13 protein-coding genes are annotated in these 21682 nt (G+C 34.7%); 6 read left to right on the top strand and 7 right to left on the bottom strand.

The features are described from left to right. The first annotated feature begins 5 nt into the window (after positions 1 to 5). The 3 genes from ACVEGE_RS00500 (at position 6) to ACVEGE_RS00510 (ending at position 3836) form a co-directional block, all read left to right on the top strand. Positions 6 to 1097 (top strand): hypothetical protein, encoded by a 1092-nt coding sequence (locus ACVEGE_RS00500; protein WP_192500855.1) that lies wholly within the window; start codon positions 6 to 8, stop codon positions 1095 to 1097. Between the two features lie 160 nt (positions 1098 to 1257). After that, on the top strand, positions 1258 to 2820 hold the full coding sequence (locus tag ACVEGE_RS00505) for an ATP-dependent nuclease (protein WP_192500854.1): 1563 nt from the start codon (positions 1258 to 1260) through the stop codon (positions 2818 to 2820). After that, complete coding sequence (locus tag ACVEGE_RS00510; protein ID WP_192500853.1) at positions 2805 to 3836, top strand: DEAD/DEAH box helicase family protein; 1032 nt, start codon at positions 2805 to 2807, stop codon at positions 3834 to 3836. The genes ACVEGE_RS00505 and ACVEGE_RS00510 overlap by 16 nt, the downstream gene beginning before the upstream one ends. A gap of 9 nt (positions 3837 to 3845) precedes the next feature. On the opposite strand, the gene ACVEGE_RS00515 is transcribed toward ACVEGE_RS00510, so the two are convergent. The 5 genes from ACVEGE_RS00515 to ACVEGE_RS00535 all read right to left on the bottom strand — a co-directional run bounded on the left by ACVEGE_RS00515 (position 3846) and on the right by ACVEGE_RS00535 (position 11514). Beyond that, positions 3846 to 5465 (bottom strand): hypothetical protein, encoded by a 1620-nt coding sequence (locus tag ACVEGE_RS00515; protein WP_192500852.1) that lies wholly within the window; start codon positions 5463 to 5465, stop codon positions 3846 to 3848. 153 nt (positions 5466 to 5618) lie between these two features. Beyond that, entirely contained in the window at positions 5619 to 6386 is a 768-nt protein-coding gene (locus tag ACVEGE_RS00520; RefSeq protein WP_192500851.1) for an Abi-alpha family protein, read from the bottom strand. A 237-nt stretch (positions 6387 to 6623) separates the two neighbouring features. Next, positions 6624 to 7088 (bottom strand): hypothetical protein, encoded by a 465-nt coding sequence (locus tag ACVEGE_RS00525; RefSeq protein WP_192500850.1) that lies wholly within the window; start codon positions 7086 to 7088, stop codon positions 6624 to 6626. Positions 7089 to 7670: 582 nt separating this feature from the next. Beyond that, complete coding sequence (locus tag ACVEGE_RS00530; RefSeq protein WP_192500849.1) at positions 7671 to 10247, bottom strand: AAA family ATPase; 2577 nt, start codon at positions 10245 to 10247, stop codon at positions 7671 to 7673. 1030 nt (positions 10248 to 11277) lie between these two features. Beyond that, positions 11278 to 11514 (bottom strand): helix-turn-helix domain-containing protein, encoded by a 237-nt coding sequence (locus tag ACVEGE_RS00535; RefSeq protein ID WP_192500848.1) that lies wholly within the window; start codon positions 11512 to 11514, stop codon positions 11278 to 11280. Between the two features lie 1010 nt (positions 11515 to 12524). On the opposite strand from ACVEGE_RS00535, the gene ACVEGE_RS00540 reads away from it, so the two are divergent. From ACVEGE_RS00540 to ACVEGE_RS00550, 3 genes are read left to right on the top strand one after another with little or no spacing between them, the layout of a single operon-like run. Continuing rightward, the gene (locus ACVEGE_RS00540) at positions 12525 to 15548 is read left to right on the top strand and encodes a SusC/RagA family TonB-linked outer membrane protein (protein WP_192500847.1); all 3024 of its coding nucleotides are present in this window, start codon (positions 12525 to 12527) and stop codon (positions 15546 to 15548) included. 10 nt (positions 15549 to 15558) lie between these two features. Then, entirely contained in the window at positions 15559 to 16968 is a 1410-nt protein-coding gene (locus tag ACVEGE_RS00545; RefSeq protein ID WP_192500846.1) for a RagB/SusD family nutrient uptake outer membrane protein, read from the top strand. Between the two features lie 11 nt (positions 16969 to 16979). Then, the gene (locus ACVEGE_RS00550) at positions 16980 to 19655 is read left to right on the top strand and encodes a S9 family peptidase (RefSeq protein WP_192500845.1); all 2676 of its coding nucleotides are present in this window, start codon (positions 16980 to 16982) and stop codon (positions 19653 to 19655) included. 79 nt (positions 19656 to 19734) lie between these two features. On the opposite strand, the gene ACVEGE_RS00555 is transcribed toward ACVEGE_RS00550, so the two are convergent. Together ACVEGE_RS00555 and ACVEGE_RS00560 are read right to left on the bottom strand one after the other, a co-directional pair. Next, a complete protein-coding gene (locus ACVEGE_RS00555) occupies positions 19735 to 20004 on the bottom strand; it encodes a DUF6520 family protein (protein WP_225738108.1) in 270 nt (89 codons plus the stop codon). 88 nt (positions 20005 to 20092) lie between these two features. Further along, positions 20093 to 21625: a DoxX family protein gene (locus tag ACVEGE_RS00560; protein WP_192500843.1), complete on the bottom strand. Its 1533-nt coding sequence runs from the start codon at positions 21623 to 21625 to the stop codon at positions 20093 to 20095. Positions 21626 to 21682: the final 57 nt, after the last annotated feature.

Here is a 21682-nt window from a genome sequence, read left to right on the forward strand (position 1 = left end):
ACACGATGAAAAAACAATTACTTAAACCAGAATATTGGCAAGATTTTGAAGATCTATGCAAAAATTTGTGGGGAGATTTATGGAGCATTCCTTTAAAAATAAAAAAAAATGGAAGATCAGGTCAAGTACAAAATGGTGTTGATGTCTATGGAATCCCAAAAGGAGAAAAGGATTATTGGGGAATACAATGTAAACTCAAAGATGAGTATACCGGTGCACAATTGAATATAAAGGATATTGATATAGAGGTACAAAAAGCAAAAAAATTTAAACCCACATTAAAAGTTTTTATTATTGCTACAACAGCTAATAAGGACTCTAAAATTGAAGAGTATGTGCGACTTTTAAATTATGAACAGATTCGTAAAGGAGACTTTGAAATTGAGTTATTTTGCTGGGAGGATATAGCAGATGAGATATTAAAGCGGAAGAACATTTTGGACATATACCTAAATTTAATAAAATATAAAAGCGAACATGACTTTAGAATTACAATTAATGAATGCGAAAATGATGCCTTAATCCTTTCTCCACAATATCACAAAGGTATTATACAAGACAAATTAAAAAAAACAAAAACAATTTATCCTTGGTCAGAGACTCGAAATGGATTAAACTTAATGTTTGACACAGGTTCATTTGGCTCAGGCATAAAGAAAACAGATTTGTCTTGCTGTCTGTTAAACGTAAATATATTTAACCCTGGAAGTAATGTTATTGAGGATTGGAAATTAATACTTGACTTTGAAGATGGATTCAAATATTTGGATATTATTAATTCGGGAAAGAAAAAAGAAACTATCCATTTCTTAAAATCATCGGTAAATATTTCAAAAAATACTGTAACGTACGGCGATGACAAACCCTTTATACAAAAAGATAAAAGATCATTTCAGTTATGGATGACCCCATTTGAAAATCAGTATGAGGTAGAGATATCATGGCAATTATTGGCTAGGGATTTTAATTTGAATGGAATTATAAAAATAATAATTGAGCCAGTTTATGAGGAAAAAAACCTGACCAATGAAGTTGATCAACCGTATGAAATTAAAAAAGAAAGACCATATACTAAGTCAATAATAATTTATGAATAACATCGTAATCAATCATTAAAATTAAATAATCAAATTATCCAGATTAAATAACTCATACATCTATTCATGCCTCCTACTACATAATTATATCTATCTTAGCATTATAATCAATATTGTTAGTAAACTCTAATTTAATACCAGCCAATAACCCTAAAACTAAATGAATCATATATTAAAAATCAAACTGTACAATTTTAAAAGGTTTGACTCCTTTGAAGTTGAATTTGATCCTAAGCTAAATATAATTGTAGGAGATAACGAATCTGGAAAAAGTTCCTTATTGGAAGCGATTGACATTACATTAAGTGGTAGTAGAAGTAAAGTCGAAACAAAAGGACTAGAAAATTTATTTAATGCTAACATTATTTCCGATTTTTTAAATTCTGACAGAAAATACGGAAACTTACCTAAACTATATGTAGAACTTTACCTTAGCGATCAATTTAATCCAGATCTCAATGGGAAGAACAATTCTGATATCAAAACATGTGATGGTTTAAAATTTGAGTGCATTCCTAACGATACATTAGGTAAAGAAATAAAAGAAATTCTTAAAGATGCTGATGCTATATTTCCATTTGAGTTCTATTCTATAAATTTCAATACCTTTTCTGGTGACGGATATTCTGGGTATAAAAAATACCTTAGGCATTTGGTAATAGATAATTCCCAAATGAGCAGTGAATATGCAATTAAGGAATATGTCAGAGATATTTATACAAACATTGCCACTCCGATTGAAAAAAACAAGCATCATAATGATTACAGAAAACACAAAGATGATTTTAGAAAAAACATATTGCAGGATTTGAATCAACATTTAGATGGTTATGAATTTCTAATACGAAACAGTTCTAAATCGAACTTGGAAACTGACTTAGCACTATCCGAAAACAAAATAAATATCGAGAATAAAGGAAAAGGTATTCAGTGCTTTATAAAAACAAAATTCGCATTAAATCGAAGCACTAAAACAATTGAGGTTGTATTATTAGAAGAACCTGAAAATCATTTAAGTCATCTGAATATGAAAAAAATGATCGAATTAATTAGTGCAGCAAGCAACAAACAAGTCTTTATTTCGACGCATAGCAACTCTATAAGTGCGCGATTAGATTTAAGGAAATCAATTCTCCTTAATAGCAATAGCAATATACCTATAATGCTCAAAAACATAGATGATACCACGGCTAAATTCTTTATTAAGGCACCTGATAAAAATCTGTTAGATTTCGTTCTTTCAAAAAAAGTAATTCTTGTAGAGGGCGATGCCGAATTTATTTTAATGGAAGCGTTATATAAAAACACTTGTAGCGATGAGTTACATAACTTAGATATTACAGTACTTTCAGTGGATGGCACGAGCTTCAAAAGGTATTTGGAAATTGCTAAAGTTTTAAAAATTAAAACAGCAATTATTAGAGATAACGATGGAAAGTACATGGAAAATTGTATTGATAATTATTCATCTTTTTCTAGCTTTAATAACATAGCCGTATTTTCTGACCTTGACAACAATAATTCCACTTTCGAAATTTGTCTGTATAACCTAAATAAAAAAAACTGCGAAGAACTGTTTATAACTCCAGGTCGTAAACTCAGCATTTTAGACTATATGCTGAAAAACAAAGCTGAAGTTGCATACGAACTGCTCGATAAAAAAGGATCAGAGATAATTGTTCCAAAATACATTAAAGATGCTGTTGAATGGATAAGAAAGTAGTTTTTGCAGTAGCAGGTTCAGGAAAAACTAAATTGATAATCGATGAGCTTGACGAACATAAAAAATCGGTAGTTATTACTTACACAACAAGTAATTTTGAAAATTTAAAAGAACGAATTATTAAAAAATTTGGGTATTTCCCTCCAAATATTAAAATATACACATACTTCACTTTCTTATATTCTTTTTGTTATAAGCCTTTCTGCAATGATTTAATGAAGACAAAAGGTATTAATTATTTCCAGCAGCCAAATCAATACTCAAAAAAGGGTACAAGAGACCATTATGTCGATAAATCAGATAAATTATTTTTCTCTAGAATTTCAAAATTAATTATAGAATATAATGTAATTGACGACGTGGTTGCTAGAATTGATAAATACTTCGATAATATTTTTATTGATGAAATACAGGATTTTGCTAGTAACGATTTTAACTTTATTGTTGCGTTGTCGGCAACCAAAACTAATTTGATTTATGTGGGAGACTTTTATCAGCACACTTTCGATACAAGTAGAGATGGTACAACAAGAAAATCTCTCCATGAAAATTATGCTAAATACCAAAAAGAATTTCAATCCGGAGGTATATCTGTAGATATATCTACACTCATAAAAAGCTGGCGATGTAACACTACAATATGTCAGTATATTTTTGAAAATCTTAAAATTCCGATAGAGTCAAACAGTACAGCAACAAGTATTATTAAGAATCTTACTGATGAAAAAGAAATTATTCAGGTTTTTAACGATAATGCAATTATTAAACTTTTCTACAAGGAACATTATAATTTTGACTGCTTTTCAAAAAATTGGGGAGATTGTAAAGGAGAAGACAAATATTATGATGTTTGTGTGGTATTAAACAATACATCTTACGACAAATTTTTAAAGAATGATCTCAACAATTTGGCACTTGCCACAAAGAATAAATTGTATGTAGCAATTTCCCGCACAAAAAACAATTTATACTTTGTCTCTGAAAAATTATTAAAGCAAACACTAATTAAATTATAAATATTTACTCTACTCTTCCTCCCTTGTATAGAATTTCTTTATTATCCTAATCTCATTCTCAAAACCGCGTTCTTTAAGTAGTTTTAACAATGTGTCTCTATCATAGCCAGTATTTATTAAAACAGATTTAAATTTACTTTTATCCATTTTAGTCAAAAATTCTTTACCATCATCCCAAAAACTTGCAGTAGTTATATATACTGCTTTAGCAGCTCTACCTTTTTCAATAGTCGTTTGAAATTCTTTAATTGCAAAAGGTAATGTTTTCTTGAAAAACCACTTTAAGCTTGCTTTGGTTTCACTGTCTCCAAGAGGTATTGTCGCTCCAGAGTTATATCCTTTAAGTTCAACAAATACAATTTCAGGAGGATTACTTGACTGAATTATATAATCATATTCATAACTCTCTTTCTTTCCGTTATCATTCAATCTTGTCAAAGTCTTTGCTCTGTCAATAGAAGCAAGAGGGTAAATACTTGATAATAATGGAAACATTAAAAATTCAAACAATGTACCTCTGAGTTCTTTAAGCGCATCATCTTGTCCGGCACTACTTATAGTTTTTAAAATACTCTCGATTGTTCGATCTATTTGTTTTGTTTCTTTAAAAAATCCAGATAATTCTTGTGTCTTGTTTAATATATCATAAATTCTTGTTCCAAAAATTGCACTTATATCAAAAGTAATTATACCAAGTTTACTTATTTTATTGATGGTATGCTCTGGGCAGGATTGATATATAATAATAGGAAGGATTTTCCTTTCATCACCCTCTACTGAATTCCTGTTAATTTGAATTCTACTATAAAAAGCATCTAAATGAATTTGAGAATATTCACTGGAAAGAACAACATCCAAAACAACTAAGGTTTGTTTTTCAATAGTATCTGCTTTTGAACCTAAAATTAGGTTAATTCCAGTTGCACGTGTATAAGCAAAAGCATCCCAAACTAAATTATTATGCTTAGCACCTATTGCTGGTGTTTTTTTATTGCGATAAATTGCATTGGAATTTCCAATCAAATTAGATTTACCCAACCACCGTAAAATATCTGGTAGAACACTACAATCAATTACCATTTTTGAGTAATGGCTTGCCATAGAAAATTCTTCTATACTTTCTGATAATGTTTCCTTATTATGTTTGTACAGTATATAAACAACATTGTTATTATCTCTTTTTTGATAAACAAGATCTAACTTCATAAGTAAATTCAAAATATCATCTAGTGAAGATACTTTCGTCGAACTATTTTCCAGTGGAGAAGCGGTGATTTTTAATCCTTCATAATAAGATATAATACCATTATTTTGATCCATTAATTCGAGTAATCTGAATATTGGGGGACGGGTTTTCTCGGTAATAGTTTTGATACTTAATTTATCCAATTCATATTCATTATAAATATAAATGTACTGTTTCTTACCAAACGTATAAGGAGATGAAGATTTAATTGTTTTTTGAGACACTGCTCTTTTAACAATTTGCCGGGCATTGTCAGCGGACACAGTAAATGTATCCACTAGTAATTGATTTAAATTGATGGCAGATTCAAATAGTCTTTCCTTCAACACTTCGTTAAGAAAAGAGTTATATTTATCTTGCAATGAGAGTTGTTTTGCTTTCATCTTGTCACACTGCCCTTATAAATTATATTTTTTAATAAATCCAAGCATCCATTTTTTTTAATACGTTCAAATAAAACAAAATAAAACGTTAATAATCAGTATTTTAATAATATTTAAATATTAAATATTATAATTTTGTATTGTCACAATATATTACATTTTACATTGTTTAATAAAATAGTTTCCAAATGCTGTTATATGAAAGTCATCAGAACTATTATAATTTGCGGATAAGTCTAAATTGAGTTCTACAGATTTATCTTCTTCATCTTCGTTAATGTCGGCAGAAGTTGAACCATTGTCAATGTCAATTTCTGGTTCTTCATATCTTAATAACCCAAGTGATACTAAATTGTCAATATAAATTTTTGTAAACTCATCAGTTAACTCAAAATCCTCTTTCACAGAATTATAACTAATTGTAATATCTTCCAAAGTTATGTCTTCTTCTGTATATTTTTTGGATTCATATTTACTATTTAATAATTTAGCTAATCTTAATTGGCGTTGCACATAAAAATCTTCGTGAATAAAATCTAATATTTTGGCTTCTAAAGATGAAAGAGAAGATAAAGTGCCAATTAATCTTGGCTCTAATCCGTTTTCAGCCGTTGTTGCAATATTAGCAATTAAGTTAGCCCATTTGTCTTGTAATAATTCATCTTCTTCGACTGAAGTTTTTTCTATTAAAGGAACAATTGTTTTAAGATTTAATTCTCTAGCTTCTAATCCATTTCGATCAAGTAAAACTCGGGTTTTATTTAGTATTTTAATTTGATTTTTAAGTCTTCTGAATCTCACATTGTCAGCGAAAATTTCTCCGAATTCTTTAATTGAAGGTCCAAATAATTTAGACATTAATTTTTCAGTTTTATCTAAAATCTGTTTGGGCAAGTTTAAACTTTCAATTACTTCTTTCACTATAATTTTTTTAATATGTTACAACGACAGTTCGTCTAAAAACCTCAAAAGGTTATTTAGCACTTAGTTTCGAGTAAATATAGTTGATTTGTCGTATAAAAATAGTCGCTATATAAAATACTTGAAGTTTACCAGTAAACAACCAATCCCAATAAGTAAACTACCTCCGGTTCCGTTCAACAAAGGATTCATTGTTCTTGCCTTACACACAACGAATCCTCAGCTGTTGTGGCAGTTTTAATGGTTGAAATAATTTTCAGGCCATAAAAATTCCGGTAAATGATTTTTTATCATTTCTACTTCACGATTATAACCTCTTTGTTGTAATATTCGAACAAAATGTGGCCAAGGCGGAATGTTACTTCGATAAACATTTGTTAAAGAAGTTGACATTCCGCCTCCTAGTACAGTTGACAATCCACCTCCTAATGCAGTTGATAGTCCTCCGTAAAGAGAAGTCGATAATCCCCCATATAGCGAAGTAGAAAGTCCCCCATATAAAGAAGTAGAAAGTCCGCCGTATAATGAAGTTGACATGCCACCATAGAGGGAAGTTGATAACCCACCATATAGTGATGTTGATGCTCCGCCATAAAGAGAAGTTGACATTCCTCCTTCTAACGCAGTTGATAATCCGCCACCTACACTAGTACTCAAATTTCGAGGCCATGTTCTTTGATTTTCAATAATTGGTTTGCTCATGTATATTTAATTTATGTTGTTTTAGAAAAATTACCACGAAGGTCAGTCTATGAAAAAACCTCCGTTTGTTTCCTTCAAATATAACTAAAGAATTGTATCCCAAAACTAAAAACTAGGCCTAAAGGAGTTTCAACCTGAAATAAATGTCCTAAAATTATATGATTATAGCCTATAAAAAGGAGAACTCCAAATCCTCTTGAAATCCTCCTGACTCTTTTACAATAACCCCATAGTTACGGAATCTCTGCGGTTCCGTTCAACAAGATTTTCATTATTCGTTCTGCGAACGCAACGAAACCTTTGCTGTTGTAGGCAGTGCTTTATTTTGATACTTTATACTTCTTAATATTCAAAGTTTTCTGTTTTATCCATTGAATGAGCAAGTTTAGCAAACTGATTTAATTTTGAATTAATTCCTGCAATTTTTTGTGTTTTATCAAATTGATTTTCCATTTTTTTTAGTTTATACCGGCGCAGATTTAAATGGGTTCAAAATTACAGGTGTTTTAATTACTTCGTCACTTTGCTATCGCTCTGGTGTTGACTTTGCAAGCCCAGCGAAGATAGCTGTTATTGGCATTGTCAAGCAGGAACACATTTATTTGAAAAATCATTAAGATTATTTAATTCAGCCTCGGCCTTTGTCGTGTTAGGTGGTGTTGGGTTTAGTCCAGCAGCAGTATCGTGTATCCAACTTGAGCTTTCAGTCATTCCTTTTTCAATGGCGTCTAATAATTCATCCGTAATAACTATTTTTTTTAATTTTTGAGTTTGAACTCCCAATAAAAATCTTTCTACAACGCCTTTAAAAAGTCTTTCCTCAACTGCTCTTTCCCAACCTTCACGCAATAATCCATACCAAGATTTTGCAGCAAATAGGTATTCATCATCATCTCCCGATTGTTCAATTTTCTTTAAGCGAACAAGTCTGTCACGAAGTGTTCCAATTCTCTGTTTAACTGGTTGAGCAATCCAAGGTAAGTCTGGGCTAATAACACCAGGGTTTCCACCAATATTTCTAATTGTTGTGAAACCGTAAGAAGTTGCAGTTGTCTCTGCTGCTATTTTCAAACGAATAAAAAAAGCAATGTCGTGAGTAAAAACAATAACTTGCTTTTGCGATGCAAGCTCAACTAATCTTTCAGCAATTCTTTCTCGTCTGTGATGGTCTTGTGATGTAATAGGGTCGTCAAAGAAAACTCCTTTATTGCTTGGGTTCATTTGAACTTCAGTTAGAAAATCTGCCAAAGAAATTGCCCTTTGCTCTCCTTCACTTAAAACACTATTAGCAACAACACCTGCAACTTGCAGTTTTCGTAATGTTGAACCTTTAGCGTTTTTTTGTGAAATTTGAACAACACTTGGAGCATTAAGATTTCTGCACTCTATATTGAAAGTTTCAGTGTATTTATCTGTAATATGAGTTGAAAATAATTCTCCTTGTTTAATTGTAATAGACCTTGGATTAAAAGCAGAAGCGGAGCTTTCTGCTTTTGCAGACCATTTGTGGGCTGCAACAAAAATTAAAACTTGTTCAAGTAATTTATTTAATAAACCTTTGTCGGTTAGAAATTGTATTTGTTTTTCTAATTCCTCGAACTCTTTTAAAGGATTCTTCTGAAATAAATCTTCAATAGCCGCTTTCAATTTCGCTATAACAGTATCAAATTCATTTGTTGAAACTGCAAAATGAGACATTGGAAATTCAAGACTTCTATTTACTAAATTGGAAATTATATTCTGTCTTTCAGTTTCAGATGAGGAAACGATATCTTTCCATTTTGAAGCAAATGGGGCATCACTGATATTAACATATTCAAAGATTGTTGTAGTTTCATCAAACTTAACAGGTAGCTGTCCTTTGAGTTTCTTTTCTAATTCTCGTATTACTTGGATAATACGATTGAGTTCCCCTTCTGCTTCACTTTTTAATAAATTCCAGTATGAATTTATTAAAGAGTTTTCCTTTTCCGCTAGAGGTTGCAAACAGAACAAACAATTGTCGTTGTCAGATGGGTATATTTTTTCATCTCTGTTGAGTTCAATTGCAGAAGCATAGTTTTTAGATTCTCTAATAAACTCTTTCCATTCGTTGCTTCCCAAACTTTCAATGTTGAAATCCTCTAAACTTTTAACACCTTCTTGCTTTGCTAACTCTTGAAATTTATGAAATGACGCTATTAATGACTTGTAATGTTCAATATCTACTTGCTTTAAGCAATCTAATATCGCTTGCTGTTTGCTTGATAATTCAACAAGTTGCGAAAGCAACTTTTGAAGTTCTGCAATTCTTTTTGGGATGTCAAGGGCTTTCAGTTCTGAAAGTTTAGCAATTAGTTCTACAAGTTTAGCAGCATCTCCTTCTGTGTATGTTCCTAATGCTTTTAATTCTTCTTCATTTGACTTTGCACCAAGATTTATAATTGCATTTTTTATCGCATTATCGTTAACGAAAAACTTTTCAAATTCATTATTCGGTCTGTTTGATTTTATCTCTGTATAAAGCTTTGTTTTTACTACCTCATATAAATGCAAGACCTTTTCAAAAAATTCAAAACCAATCGGTGTGAAATCAAGTTTATTGTCTTGTTCTAAAAGCACTCTAATACTATGAGTATCAAAAACAGAATATTGGGAAAATTCTATGTTGCTTTTCTGCAATGGATAAGCTAAATCGTATGGAGTGGCTGCTGACTGAAAAGTAAATTTGCAAGCAGGTTCGCCTTGGGCTTCATCTGAAAAAACATTTGGAAGGATTTGTTTATCACCTCTTGAACTAAAAGCATTGTTTAGCAATCTTACATAACCCGATTTTCCTGTTCCGTTTCCACCATAGATGATTGTCAAGTTTGGGTCGATTGTGATTGATTGTCCAGTTGCAAGTGCGTTTACATTTTCAATCTCCTTTATCAAGTGCAGTTGCAGGTTTCCTGCAACTGCTGCTTCGTCAGCAGCAATTTCATTAAATACAATTTCATCTCTTTCACCTTCAATAGCTTTCAAGGAATAATCTTCTTTGAATAATTGATATGTTTGTTCGACTAAAGCGTCACTAACATTTTCGCCTTCCAAAAGTAGGTTGCCTGCATATTGAAACCAATAATCATAATCTTTAATCCAAGAAATAATTTTATTTTTTAGAGGTGTTTCTGCTATCATTTTATATTATTTAATAAATAATTGTTTCCGGTGTCGTTCGTTAAGGTTGCCGATAACGTTCCTACGCTTTGCCGTGTTTGGGGCATGTAAAACGATTATTTTTGGCTAAACGAATATACGAATAAAAACGATAATTCCACTAAAACCCCAAATACGGCAAAACGTGTGTTGCAATAAGTAATTTTAGGTATAATTATTCTTTTCGCAATTGACTTTTCCGCAATCTAGTTCGCTACAATCTGCATCACTTAAATAGAACCAAAGTGTTTTTGGCTAAACGATTTTTCATGATTCTTTTTATACACAAACTGCATCGCTTCAATTTCGGAAAAATATTTTTGATTAATAAATTTGGCCAAGTTTTATACGCAAAATGCATCACAAAAATTTAACCAAATAATTTTCCGCTTAACAATTTACTTTTTAAGCGCAAACTACATCACTTAAATTGAATCAAAATACTTTCTGCTTAACGATTTTTTTTTGATTTTTTAAACGCAAAGCTCGGCAAGATTATTTATTGCAACTAGTATATAACATCAACATCTTATACTTTTTTTTTAATTTCAATAAGATTTACCCTATTGATCCTAGCTCGTAAATAAAAGCTTTTCTAATTATTCTTACAATACCCACTTTTAGTGATATTGATACATTGCTATAAAGTAAAAGTAATCCATTATAATTTCAATCCTTTACGGTTTCCCACACTATCAAAAAACAAAACGCATAAAAAAAGACACCTCGCAGCATCTTTATTTCCTATCCCTACTCCTCCAACTATCATTATAAAAATAATTTTTCCTAAACTCATAAATGGCACCTCTAATCAAGACACCAATTACAACCATAACAACTACCCCTATTATCTCATACCATTCCATAGATCAAAGATAGAATGGGTAATTACTATTTCATTTGCTTGGAAATACAATGCGCCCTTTTTGACAACTCTTTCTCCTGAATTGACAAGTATTGGTTATCCCTACAAAATAAAAAAGATGCCTAGGCATCTTTTCTTCAGTGGTATTTAAAGCGGCTTCTCTGGCCAAAAGTCTTTTGGTGAACAATCTAAAGCCGTGGCAATTAAATTTAAGTTAGCTACATTGTATTTGGCTTTTTTTGATGGAGCTTCTATTTGAGATATAAATGTTATGTTTTTACCTATTGATAATGAGAGTTCCTCCTGAGTAATTTTTTTAGACTCCCTTATTTCTCGTACCCTAGAAATAACATAACGTTCTATTTCTTCTAATGATTCATGCATAAGTCAAATTGAAACAAAAAGTGATTAAAATGTTATGTACTATAGTACATATTTGAAATATATTTATATATTTGTAATTCGATTGCATTGAAAAATGTATTTTTGCGACTCTTCAAATACAATATTGAAGCATTCGCTTTGAATTTCGTCTTAGAAAACTGGTAATTTTAAAAGGAACGAAATGATAAGTAAGATGCTCACGTCCCATGGCGTGGGCTCACTTATTGTTCCCGGGTATACCAGTACCTCTAAGGCAGTAAGCTGAGTTCCATGCCATTTTTTATGTGCAAAAGTTACTCACTTCTATTCTTAGCAAATCTTCCTTTTATTTTAGTCTCGCAACCATTTAGTTTATTGAATTAGTTGGGAAATGCGCCGCCTGCGTTGGGCTGCAACTGGCAACGGCGGTGTACTTTCCTTTTAAAAAAACCTTTAAATCCATCTGCCTATGCAATAAAAAAAAGCACTCAAAAAATCTTCGGTGACAGCAACGATGCACATCGAAATAAAAAATCGAACAACAATTCACACATAACGATCTAAAATTTTCGACTCCCTTTAGTCCCGAAAGCTTTCGGGAGAGGTAAAACGAAAATTTTCACGAACAACCAACAACGAAAACATGAAATATTATAAAGCTATAAAAGCTGCTTTAATAGTGGCATTAATAACGCTTATAATCCTTTGGCTTTATGGTTCCGGGAGTTTTACTTAAACGGCTCTTCCAAAGCTAGAACTGACTACAGAAAACCATTTGTAATTACTTAAAAACAATTGGTTACTAATAAATGGTAAAACTTATTTAGAAGCAACAGCAACACATACCGGATAACCCACAACGGAAAACAGATAACGCCTATGACTTAATAAAAAAATAAAAATTAGCGCCTTAGTCCCGATAGCTATCGGGTTCGTGGCGAAAACAAAAAAAGGCCCTCTCACTCGTCGACAAACTAGACAAGAGGACCAACGCTAACAAAATTCACATTTCAATTAACTAAACCAATAGTATGAAAAATTTTTCAATTTATAGGTCTTGGAAAGGATTTATATCCCCATTTATTTTGGGATTGTACTTGTCCTTTACTCCTGCTCTAGCGAGCAATCCACTAATACACAAACATTCCCTACAACCACTATCTAAGATTAGTGGTATCATAACTGACGGCAAAAACCCGCTACCCGGTGTTAGTATTTCCATAAAAGGAAAAGCAAAATCAGTAATAACCTCCGATTTCAATGGTGAATACACCATAGAAGCGGCACCTAATGATACTCTAGTGGCTAGTTTCATAGGATTCAAAACACTCATAATACCAATAGACGGACGCAAAACAATTAACATACAGTTGCGCGAAGACATAACCTCGCTACAAGAAGTTCGTGTCAATGCAGGCTACTATTCTGTAAAAGAAAGTGAACGCACCGGTAGTATCTCTAAAATTTCGGCAGCAGCCATAGAAATCCAACCCGTTACCAATATGCTCGCAACAATGCAGGGACGAATGGCGGGGGTCAGCATCACCCAAACTACAGGTATACCAGGCGGAGGGTTTGAGATAAAAATAAGGGGACAAAACAGCATTCGTCCCGGGGGCAATGCTCCTTTATATGTCATTGACGGAGTTCCCTACTCCTCCGATCCCATTGGCTACAATCAAACTTCGACCACATTCCCAACAGTTACAAGCCCTCTGAATAGTATTAACCCTGATAATATTGAAAGTATTGAAGTCTTAAAAGATGCCGATGCCACTTCTATTTACGGCTCCAGAGGCGCAAATGGAGTCGTGTTGGTAACTACCAAAAAAGGAAAGGCTGGAAAAACAAAATTTAATATTACTGCATCAACAGGGAGTGGTCAAGTCACCAGTTTTATGAAACTAATGAACACCCAGCAGTATCTGGCTATGAGAGCAAAAGCCTTAAGCAATGATGGAATAACCGAATATCAGGCATGGGACTATGACATCAACGGGACTTGGGATCAAAACCGCTATACGAATTGGCAGCAAGAACTACTAGGGGGCACCGCCGCGATTTCAAAATTACAAGGTACCATTTCAGGAGGATCGGAAACTACACAATTTCTTTTCAGCGGGAATTATCATACGGAATCAACAGTCTTTCCTGGGGATTTTCTATACAAACTTGGAGGAGCGCAATTTAGCCTGAACCACCGTTCCGAAGATGCTAAATTCAAAATGACATTCTCAGCTAATTACACTGCGCAAGATAATGATCAACCTGCATTTGACTTCACTTATGATGCTCGTGTTCTTCCTCCAAATGCCCCAGCCTTATATGACGCTAACGGTAATCTCAATTGGGAAAATGGCACTTGGGATAATCCATTGCGGAATCTTGCCGCCAAATTCGAATCCAAAACAAACGATTTGCTTGCCAATACAGTGCTATCCTATGAAATAGTCTCAGGATTTGTACTTAAAAGTAGTTTCGGATTTACAGACCTACGCCACACCGAAAGCCGTATTTCTCCCTCAACCATATACAATCCTTCCTATGGGATTGGCAGCGCCTATTCCGGAATATACTTAAACAACACCAATCGCAGTTCTTGGATTGTAGAACCACAAATGAACTGGGAAAAAGAATTAGGTAAAGGAAAATTCAGTATGTTGTTGGGCGGGACATTTCAAAATCAGAGTACTTCCCATCTTTTTCAATCTGGAACAGGTTTTAGTTCAAACAGCCTCATTTATGATTTGGCATCAGCCACTAACGTACGGGTAAAGTTGAGTGATGAAACCGTGTACAAGTATCAGGCCTTTTTTGCGAGGATAAACTACAATTGGCAAGAACGTTACATTGTAAACCTTACTGGAAGGCGGGATGGCTCCAGCCGCTTTGGTCCAGGCAACCAATTTGCAAATTTTGGGGCAGTGGGCGCAGCTTGGCTATTTTCTAATGAAACCTTTCTCAAAAACAGTTCTTGGTTTAGTTTTGGTAAACTTCGCGCTAGCTATGGAACTACGGGTAATGACCAGATTGGCGACTATCAATTTTTAAACACCTATTCCTCATCAGGGATCCCTTATGATGGAGTTATCGGGCTACAGCCAACACGCCTTTATAATCCTGATTTTGGTTGGGAGACCAATAAAAAACTGGAAGTGGCTTTAGAAACAGGGTTCTTACACGATCAGCTTTTTCTAACAGGCGCATGGTATCGTAATAGATCTTCTAATCAATTGGTAGGTATCCCGCTACCGGGCACAACCGGATTTTCGGCATTACAATCTAATCTTGATGCTACTGTCGAAAATACAGGATTAGAATTTACATTGCGTACCCTCAATTGTAGTACTAAAAATTTTAATTGGGCAACGATCCTGAATTTGACCCTAGCCAAAAACAAACTCCTCCGCTTTCCGGGATTAGAATCATCATCCTATAAAGAGCAATACCGCATCAACCAACCGCTAAATATTCAGCTGCTTTACAAGTACAAAGGGCTTGATCCGCAAACAGGAGTTTACCAATTTGCAGACGTTAACAACGATGGCAAAATAGCATTTCCTGATGATAGACAGACCGTGGTTGATCTCAATCCGGAATATTTTGGCGGACTGCAAAACCAGCTGAGTTATAAGCATTGGAAACTTGACTTCTTGTTTCAATTTGTAAAACAAAAAAATCGCAATTATCCAATGGGTTTTGCTGGTCAAATGTCCAATCAGCCTACAAAAATGTTGAACAGTTGGCAACAGCCAGGAGATAATGGACCGTATCAGATCTACACCATCGGGTACAATGATGCAGCCGTCACTGCAGATTATTTATACAGTGAAAGTGATGCAGCTATTAGCGATGCTTCCTTTATCCGTCTCAAAAATATTGCATTGTCCTATGATCTTCCATTGAGTATAAAAAACACCCAATGCAAGATTATACTGCAAAGTCAAAACTTACTGACTTTTACCAAGTATGAAGATGGTGATCCAGAATTTACCAATTATGGATACTTACCCCCATTAAAAATCATTACTGCTGGTATTCAACTAACTTTTTAATTATACAAAAATGAAAACGATATCAATTCAAACCATTTTTACCTCTCGTCCCATGCTATTAACCTTGTTTTTGAGTTTGGCAATGAGCATTAGTTCCTGTGATTCTTTTGTTGAAGTGGATCTCCCTAAGGCGCAACTGACCAGCGCAACCGTTTTTCAAGATGTCTCCACTGCAAATGCTGCTCTTTCAGACATCTATTCGAATATTAGAGACAAGGGCCTTTTAACAGGAACTGCCTATGGCGTTTCAAACCAGCTTGGCAGCTATACAGATGAAATTACCTGCTATGGTGCGCCTGCTGATCCAACATTAGATTTCTATAATAATGTACTATTACCGTCCAATACTGCTGTAGCTTCATTTTGGAACACAACCTACAATCAAATATATGCGACAAATGCAATAATTGAAGGTATTAGGGCATCAACTACCCTTACTGCCAACGACAAAAAAAATTTGGAAGGAGAGGCTCTTTTTATACGGGCATTACTTCATTTCTATCTGGTGAATCTATTCGGGGATATTCCCTATATCACAACTACCGATTACAGAAACAACAGTGTCGTAAGCCGAATGCCTAGCAATGAAGTCTATCAGCTTATTATAGCCGATTTGGAAGCCTCAGTAAACCGACTACCAGAAGGCTATTCCAATACTGACAGAATACGTCCTAATAAATATGCTCCAAAAGCCGTATTGGCAAGAGCCTATTTGTATCAAGGGAAGTGGGCTGAGGCCGCGAATGCCGCTTCTGCTGTACTAAACAAAACAGACTTATATGTTTGGGAAGATGATTTAGACAAAGTCTTCTTGAAAGAGAGCAAAGAAACCATTTGGCAATTCATGTCTGCGACATCGGGTAAAAATACGGATGAAGCAGCTACCTTTATCTTCTTTTCTGGCCCTCCTCCTTTAGTAGCCTTAAACGAGAACCTAGTCAATTCCTTTACGTCTAACGACCTACGCAAAACCCATTGGATCGCGGCTGTGACTGACGGAACGACAACTTGGCACCATGCCTATAAATACAAGGAATTCAATTTCACCCCTTCCTCACAAGAGTATTCTATCATCCTTCGCCTTACAGAGCAATACCTCATCAGAGCAGAAGCAAGAGCACAACAGGGTGACCTTATCGGCGCTAAAGAGGATCTCAACAAAATCAGGAATCGTGCGGCACTAAACGATACTAATGCTGTATCGCAACAGGAAATACTTGATGCCATAAATCAGGAAAGGAGATGGGAATTTTTTACGGAGTATGGGCATCGCTTTTTTGATTTGAAACGCTATGGCAAAATTAACAATACTTTATCGGGCATAAAACCCGGATGGAATAGTACGGACATCCTTTTCCCGCTGCCACAAAGTGAATTAAGTGCAAATCCTAACCTACGTCCACAAAATCCTGGATATTAAATATGATGATGATGATGGTATCAAAAAACTATAAAATAAATAGAGCCAAAAGAGTTGCTATTGCTATGTTACGCTTACAATTAATTTCATTTTTATTATTTATTTTGCCAGTAGTAGCCTGCCCCTTATGGGGGCAGGTGGTGCAAAAAAAACAACTGACTCCCTCCGACTATCATTTATGGGGTGAACTACAACTAGATAAAATAGCCCCTAATGGTAAATGGACCAGTTATAGAGTGGGTTATGAAAGTGGCGTAGACACCTTGTTTGTTAGAAATACTGCATCCTTAAAAACCTACACCTTTCCCGCAGGAAACAATACTACTTTCGCTGCCAATAATTGGTTTGCCTGCCTGGTTGATCAAGAAGTAAGGCTTGTAAATTTAAAAACCGGAAAGCTGGAAACTATAGCAAATGTTACTCAGTACGCTTTTTCTGCTGATGCAAGTAAACTAATACTTCTTATTACTTCATTCGCAGGGGAAAGTACTTTATTGATCCGAACACCTGAAGGCTCAACAATCGAGAAAATCTACGGAGTAAATAATTTTGCAATAAGCCCCACTTCGAAAGAACTGGCGTACACGGTAAATCGAGACAACAAAAATTCAGTGGCTCTTTTTAGCCTTGAAAAAATATGCCATCAATCATGGATTCTAGAAGATCGTGAAGAGAGCTTCCATGATTTTACATGGCACGAATCGGGAAAAGCACTTACTTTCTTTAGCCGCCAATCTCCTTCTGCTACCATTAATAGTGTTTTTTATTACAGGCTCGACAACAAAACAGTACTCCATTTGAATCCCAAAACACAATTGGGTTTTCCAGAGGATGCGGCTATAGTAACCAATTCTACCTATAAATTGTCAATTTCGGACGATTTGCAAAAGGTATTTTTCGCCATCAAATTGAATCCAGAAACTAAACCTGCTGTAACAGATTCTGATGTAGAATTGTGGAACGGCAATGCCAAATGGATTTATCCCATGCAGCAAAAATGGGGGCAATTTGAAGAATATGCACATCTTGCCGTTTGGTATCCCATGAAACAACTTTTTACCCCGATTTCAACAACAAAACTTCCCGTAGTAATGCTGAGCGGTAATCAGCAGTATGCCATTCTTTCGAACCCCCAAGATTACGAACCGCAATTTGAATTCGAAGGTCCTCGTGATTTTTACATTGTTGATCTTGCCACGGGAGACAAAAACCTTTTGCTCCGGAAACATTCAAGTTTTTATTCAGACCTGCTGCCTTCCCCTACTGGAAAATACATCGCTTACTTTAGGGAAGACAATTGGTGGGTTTATGATATAGCCACTAAGACACACACCAATGTAACGTTAAATACTGGGGGACAATTCACAGGAAAAGTACATACGTTGTATAAGGATTCAGCCTATGGAAACCCTGGCTGGAGCACTAATGATAACGAAATACTGATTTATGATCAATATGATATATGGGCAATAACACCTGATGGAACTTCTTATAGAAAATTAACAAATGGCCGCGAAAAACATATTCAGTTCAGGCTATCGGAAAAGGTCTCCAACAAAAGGTTAAAAGAAAATTTTGATGGTTGGAAAAGCAGTGCGATAAATTTAGAAAAAGAACAAATTTTAAGGGCAGAGGGAGACGACGGAAGGACTGGTTATTTTAAATGGAAAAGCGGTCTTGGAGAAAAGTCCCTTGTGTATGGATCCCAATATATTGACCAATTTACCTATTCCCAAAAAGAAGGGACATTTATCTATCAAGAACAGCGTTTTGATTGTTCGCCCCGACTGATGTTTAAAAAAGAGGCTGCTGACGCAAAATTACTTTTTCAAAGCAATCCACAGCAAGAAAAATACACTTGGGGAAAATCGGAATTGATAGAATACCGCAATTCAAAAAATATAGCTTTAAAAGGAGTACTATTCTACCCTGCAACTTATAATCCTCAAAAAAAGTATCCAATGATTGTAAATGTTTACGAGAAGCAGTCCAACGAGCTTCATAAATATGTCAATCCTACACAATTTACAGAGGATGGCTTCAATGCCACCGCTTTCACAACACAGGGGTACTTTGTTTTGTACCCTGATATTCAGCTCGAAATTGGAAATCCAGGTATCACTGCGGCCGACTGCATCGTGAAGGCAACTAAGGAAGTTATTTCGCGAGGTTTGGTAAATCCCGATAAAATTGGTCTTATAGGACATTCCTTCGGTGGTTACGAAACTGCTTTTGCTATTTCCCAAACAGGAATATTTGCCGCTGCAGTAGCTGGAGCCGCGGTTACTGATCTTAATAGTTTTTACCTGACCGTGGGTTGGAATACAGGAAAACCAGATATGTGGCGATTCGGAGCTGAGCAATGGCAAATGGAGAAATCTCCGTTCGTAGATCCACAAGCCTATAATCGCAATTCCCCAATTGCTTCTGCTGATAAAATTAGTACACCTGTTCTCCTATGGTCGGGAAAAGAAGACAGGCAAGTCGATTGGCATCAAAGTATAGAATACTATTTAGCCCTACGCCGATTAGGTAAAAAAAATATAACATTACTTTATCCTAAAGAAGGACATACGCTTTTGAATCCAACCAATCAAAAGGATCTTTTTGAAAGGGTTCAACAATGGTTTGGGTATTACCTTAAGGACGAGTTTCCTCCTTTATGGATTAGTCAAGGGACAAAATGATAGTGTATCCATTAAAAAAAAACAATGCAGTTCTGCTAGAGAACTGCATTGCCTTTTGTTTGTCTGAAAAAATTACTTTTTACGGACGATAAAGAAGCTCTACACAGTTGTTTTGACTGTCTTTACCAAAAGCCTGTGCCCCTGTAGTTCCATTGGCACGGCAAACTTGCCCAGGAATGTCACTACAATTCACCGGTACACTACAAGCACCTTGAGCGCCATTAATGTATCCCGTACGAGGTGCAACACTATTCGAATCACTTTGCATCGAAGTGGTCAAAAAGGCTCCTGAAATCCCCATCACTACAACTGCGAAGGGCATCATCTTTTTTAAAAATGTCTTTTTCATAATTCTAAATATTAAATTAAACTTGATCTACTATTTTCTACAGGTGTTCGATCTTTTTCCTGATACTGGCCGGTATATTTTATGTGCATCAGGGTTTTTTCCTACCTACACTTTTTGTTTCATTTTTCAGCATAGCTTTCAATTCATAAATTGCAAGCTCCGTACCTATTAAAGCATACAAATGGGTAGAAGTAACAAATAGAGAATGAAGTTCTTTATTATCAATTTTATAGACAGAAAAACTCATAACATAAACATTTTTATTAAGGTCATATACATCAATAATAGAGGCTTGCTTCCACAGTGTGCTATTTTCATAACGCCCAGGTACTTTGGAATGAACAAATAGCAGATTATTGCAAACGGCTGTATGAGCATTAACTGTGAGAGGGGGCGCCGTCATTTTTCGTACCGTTTGCCCTTTGAGATACGCAACTTTAATTTTAGCGTGTGCTATAGTATCTATTGTCTTGCCTCTATAGTCAAGTGTTGCCTTTTTATCAGCTACAATAAACTCGTTCCGATAAAAATAGACATAAACCATACTGCTGAGTTCTTTACTATATTGGAGTGTACCATCTGTATCGAAAATCCCATCGATTTGTTTTTGTAAAAGTTGTGGGGTATAATGCACTTTCGATAATCTATTAGAGGTAAAAACACCAAGAACATGCTCCCCTTTTTTACCGCTATTGTTTCGAAATGCTATCGTGCTACTATCTATGGGTTCCGCTAGAGTAAAGTAGGGACTGCCCTTTAACTCTATACTGGCTTTCCAATTATGAATATTGCCTCTAAAAACACAAGGCACAGTACCATCCATCAAATAGAAATAAGGCGCTCTTATTAAAACTTTTGCCATCCGGAATGGGATATCTGTTCGATCAAACGCTATTTTTAATGTTTGTCGATGCTGTAAAGTGGTATCCATGTGTAAGACATGCAAAGGATCAGTATAATTACCGAGATAAATTCTATCATTGGTATAGCCAGCAAAATAATAAGAATTGAATTTTAAATCAACCGAATGTGTTAATGCTATAGGATGTTGTGGATAGCGTCTAATAAATGGATTTTCATGATGCATAATCTCTTCCGAGGAAAGAAATAAGACAATCACTGATCCTACGCTGAATAGCAGAGTAACAAAAATAGTTGCAAAATGAGATAATGGCCTCATTCTTCCTATCCAATTTTTGCCTTGTTGCCCACTTAAAGACAGTCCTAAAATAGCAAGCATTGCAAAAAAGATATTGAATACCAAGTGTTCGCTCCAGCCCATTTTTTCAAGTATCCCACCACAGGAACAGGGAACAAAAGAACTATAATTCAATATAATAAAAATATAACTAGTAAACATCGTCATCAAACTAAAAGCAGCAAAAAGACCCACAAGACGAAATCTTGGAACAAGTAAAAGTAAGGCTATGACGAGCTCTACAATTGGAACGCCCCACGATACCCATCCTGCAAAAGTACTTAGCAATGGAGATTGTCCCAGTTGTATCTGAAAGTTTTCAAAATCCAAAAGTTTACTTACCGCCGCATAAACAAACAATAAGATATAGAGCAGACAGATAAGCTCTAAAAGCACAATTCGCAATCTAGTATTCAGTCTCATAGCGTTATAGTTTAAATTCTACAACGTAAAATTCTGAATTTCAAAACAATAACACTT

The organism is Flavobacterium sp. PL002, assembly GCF_054165825.1.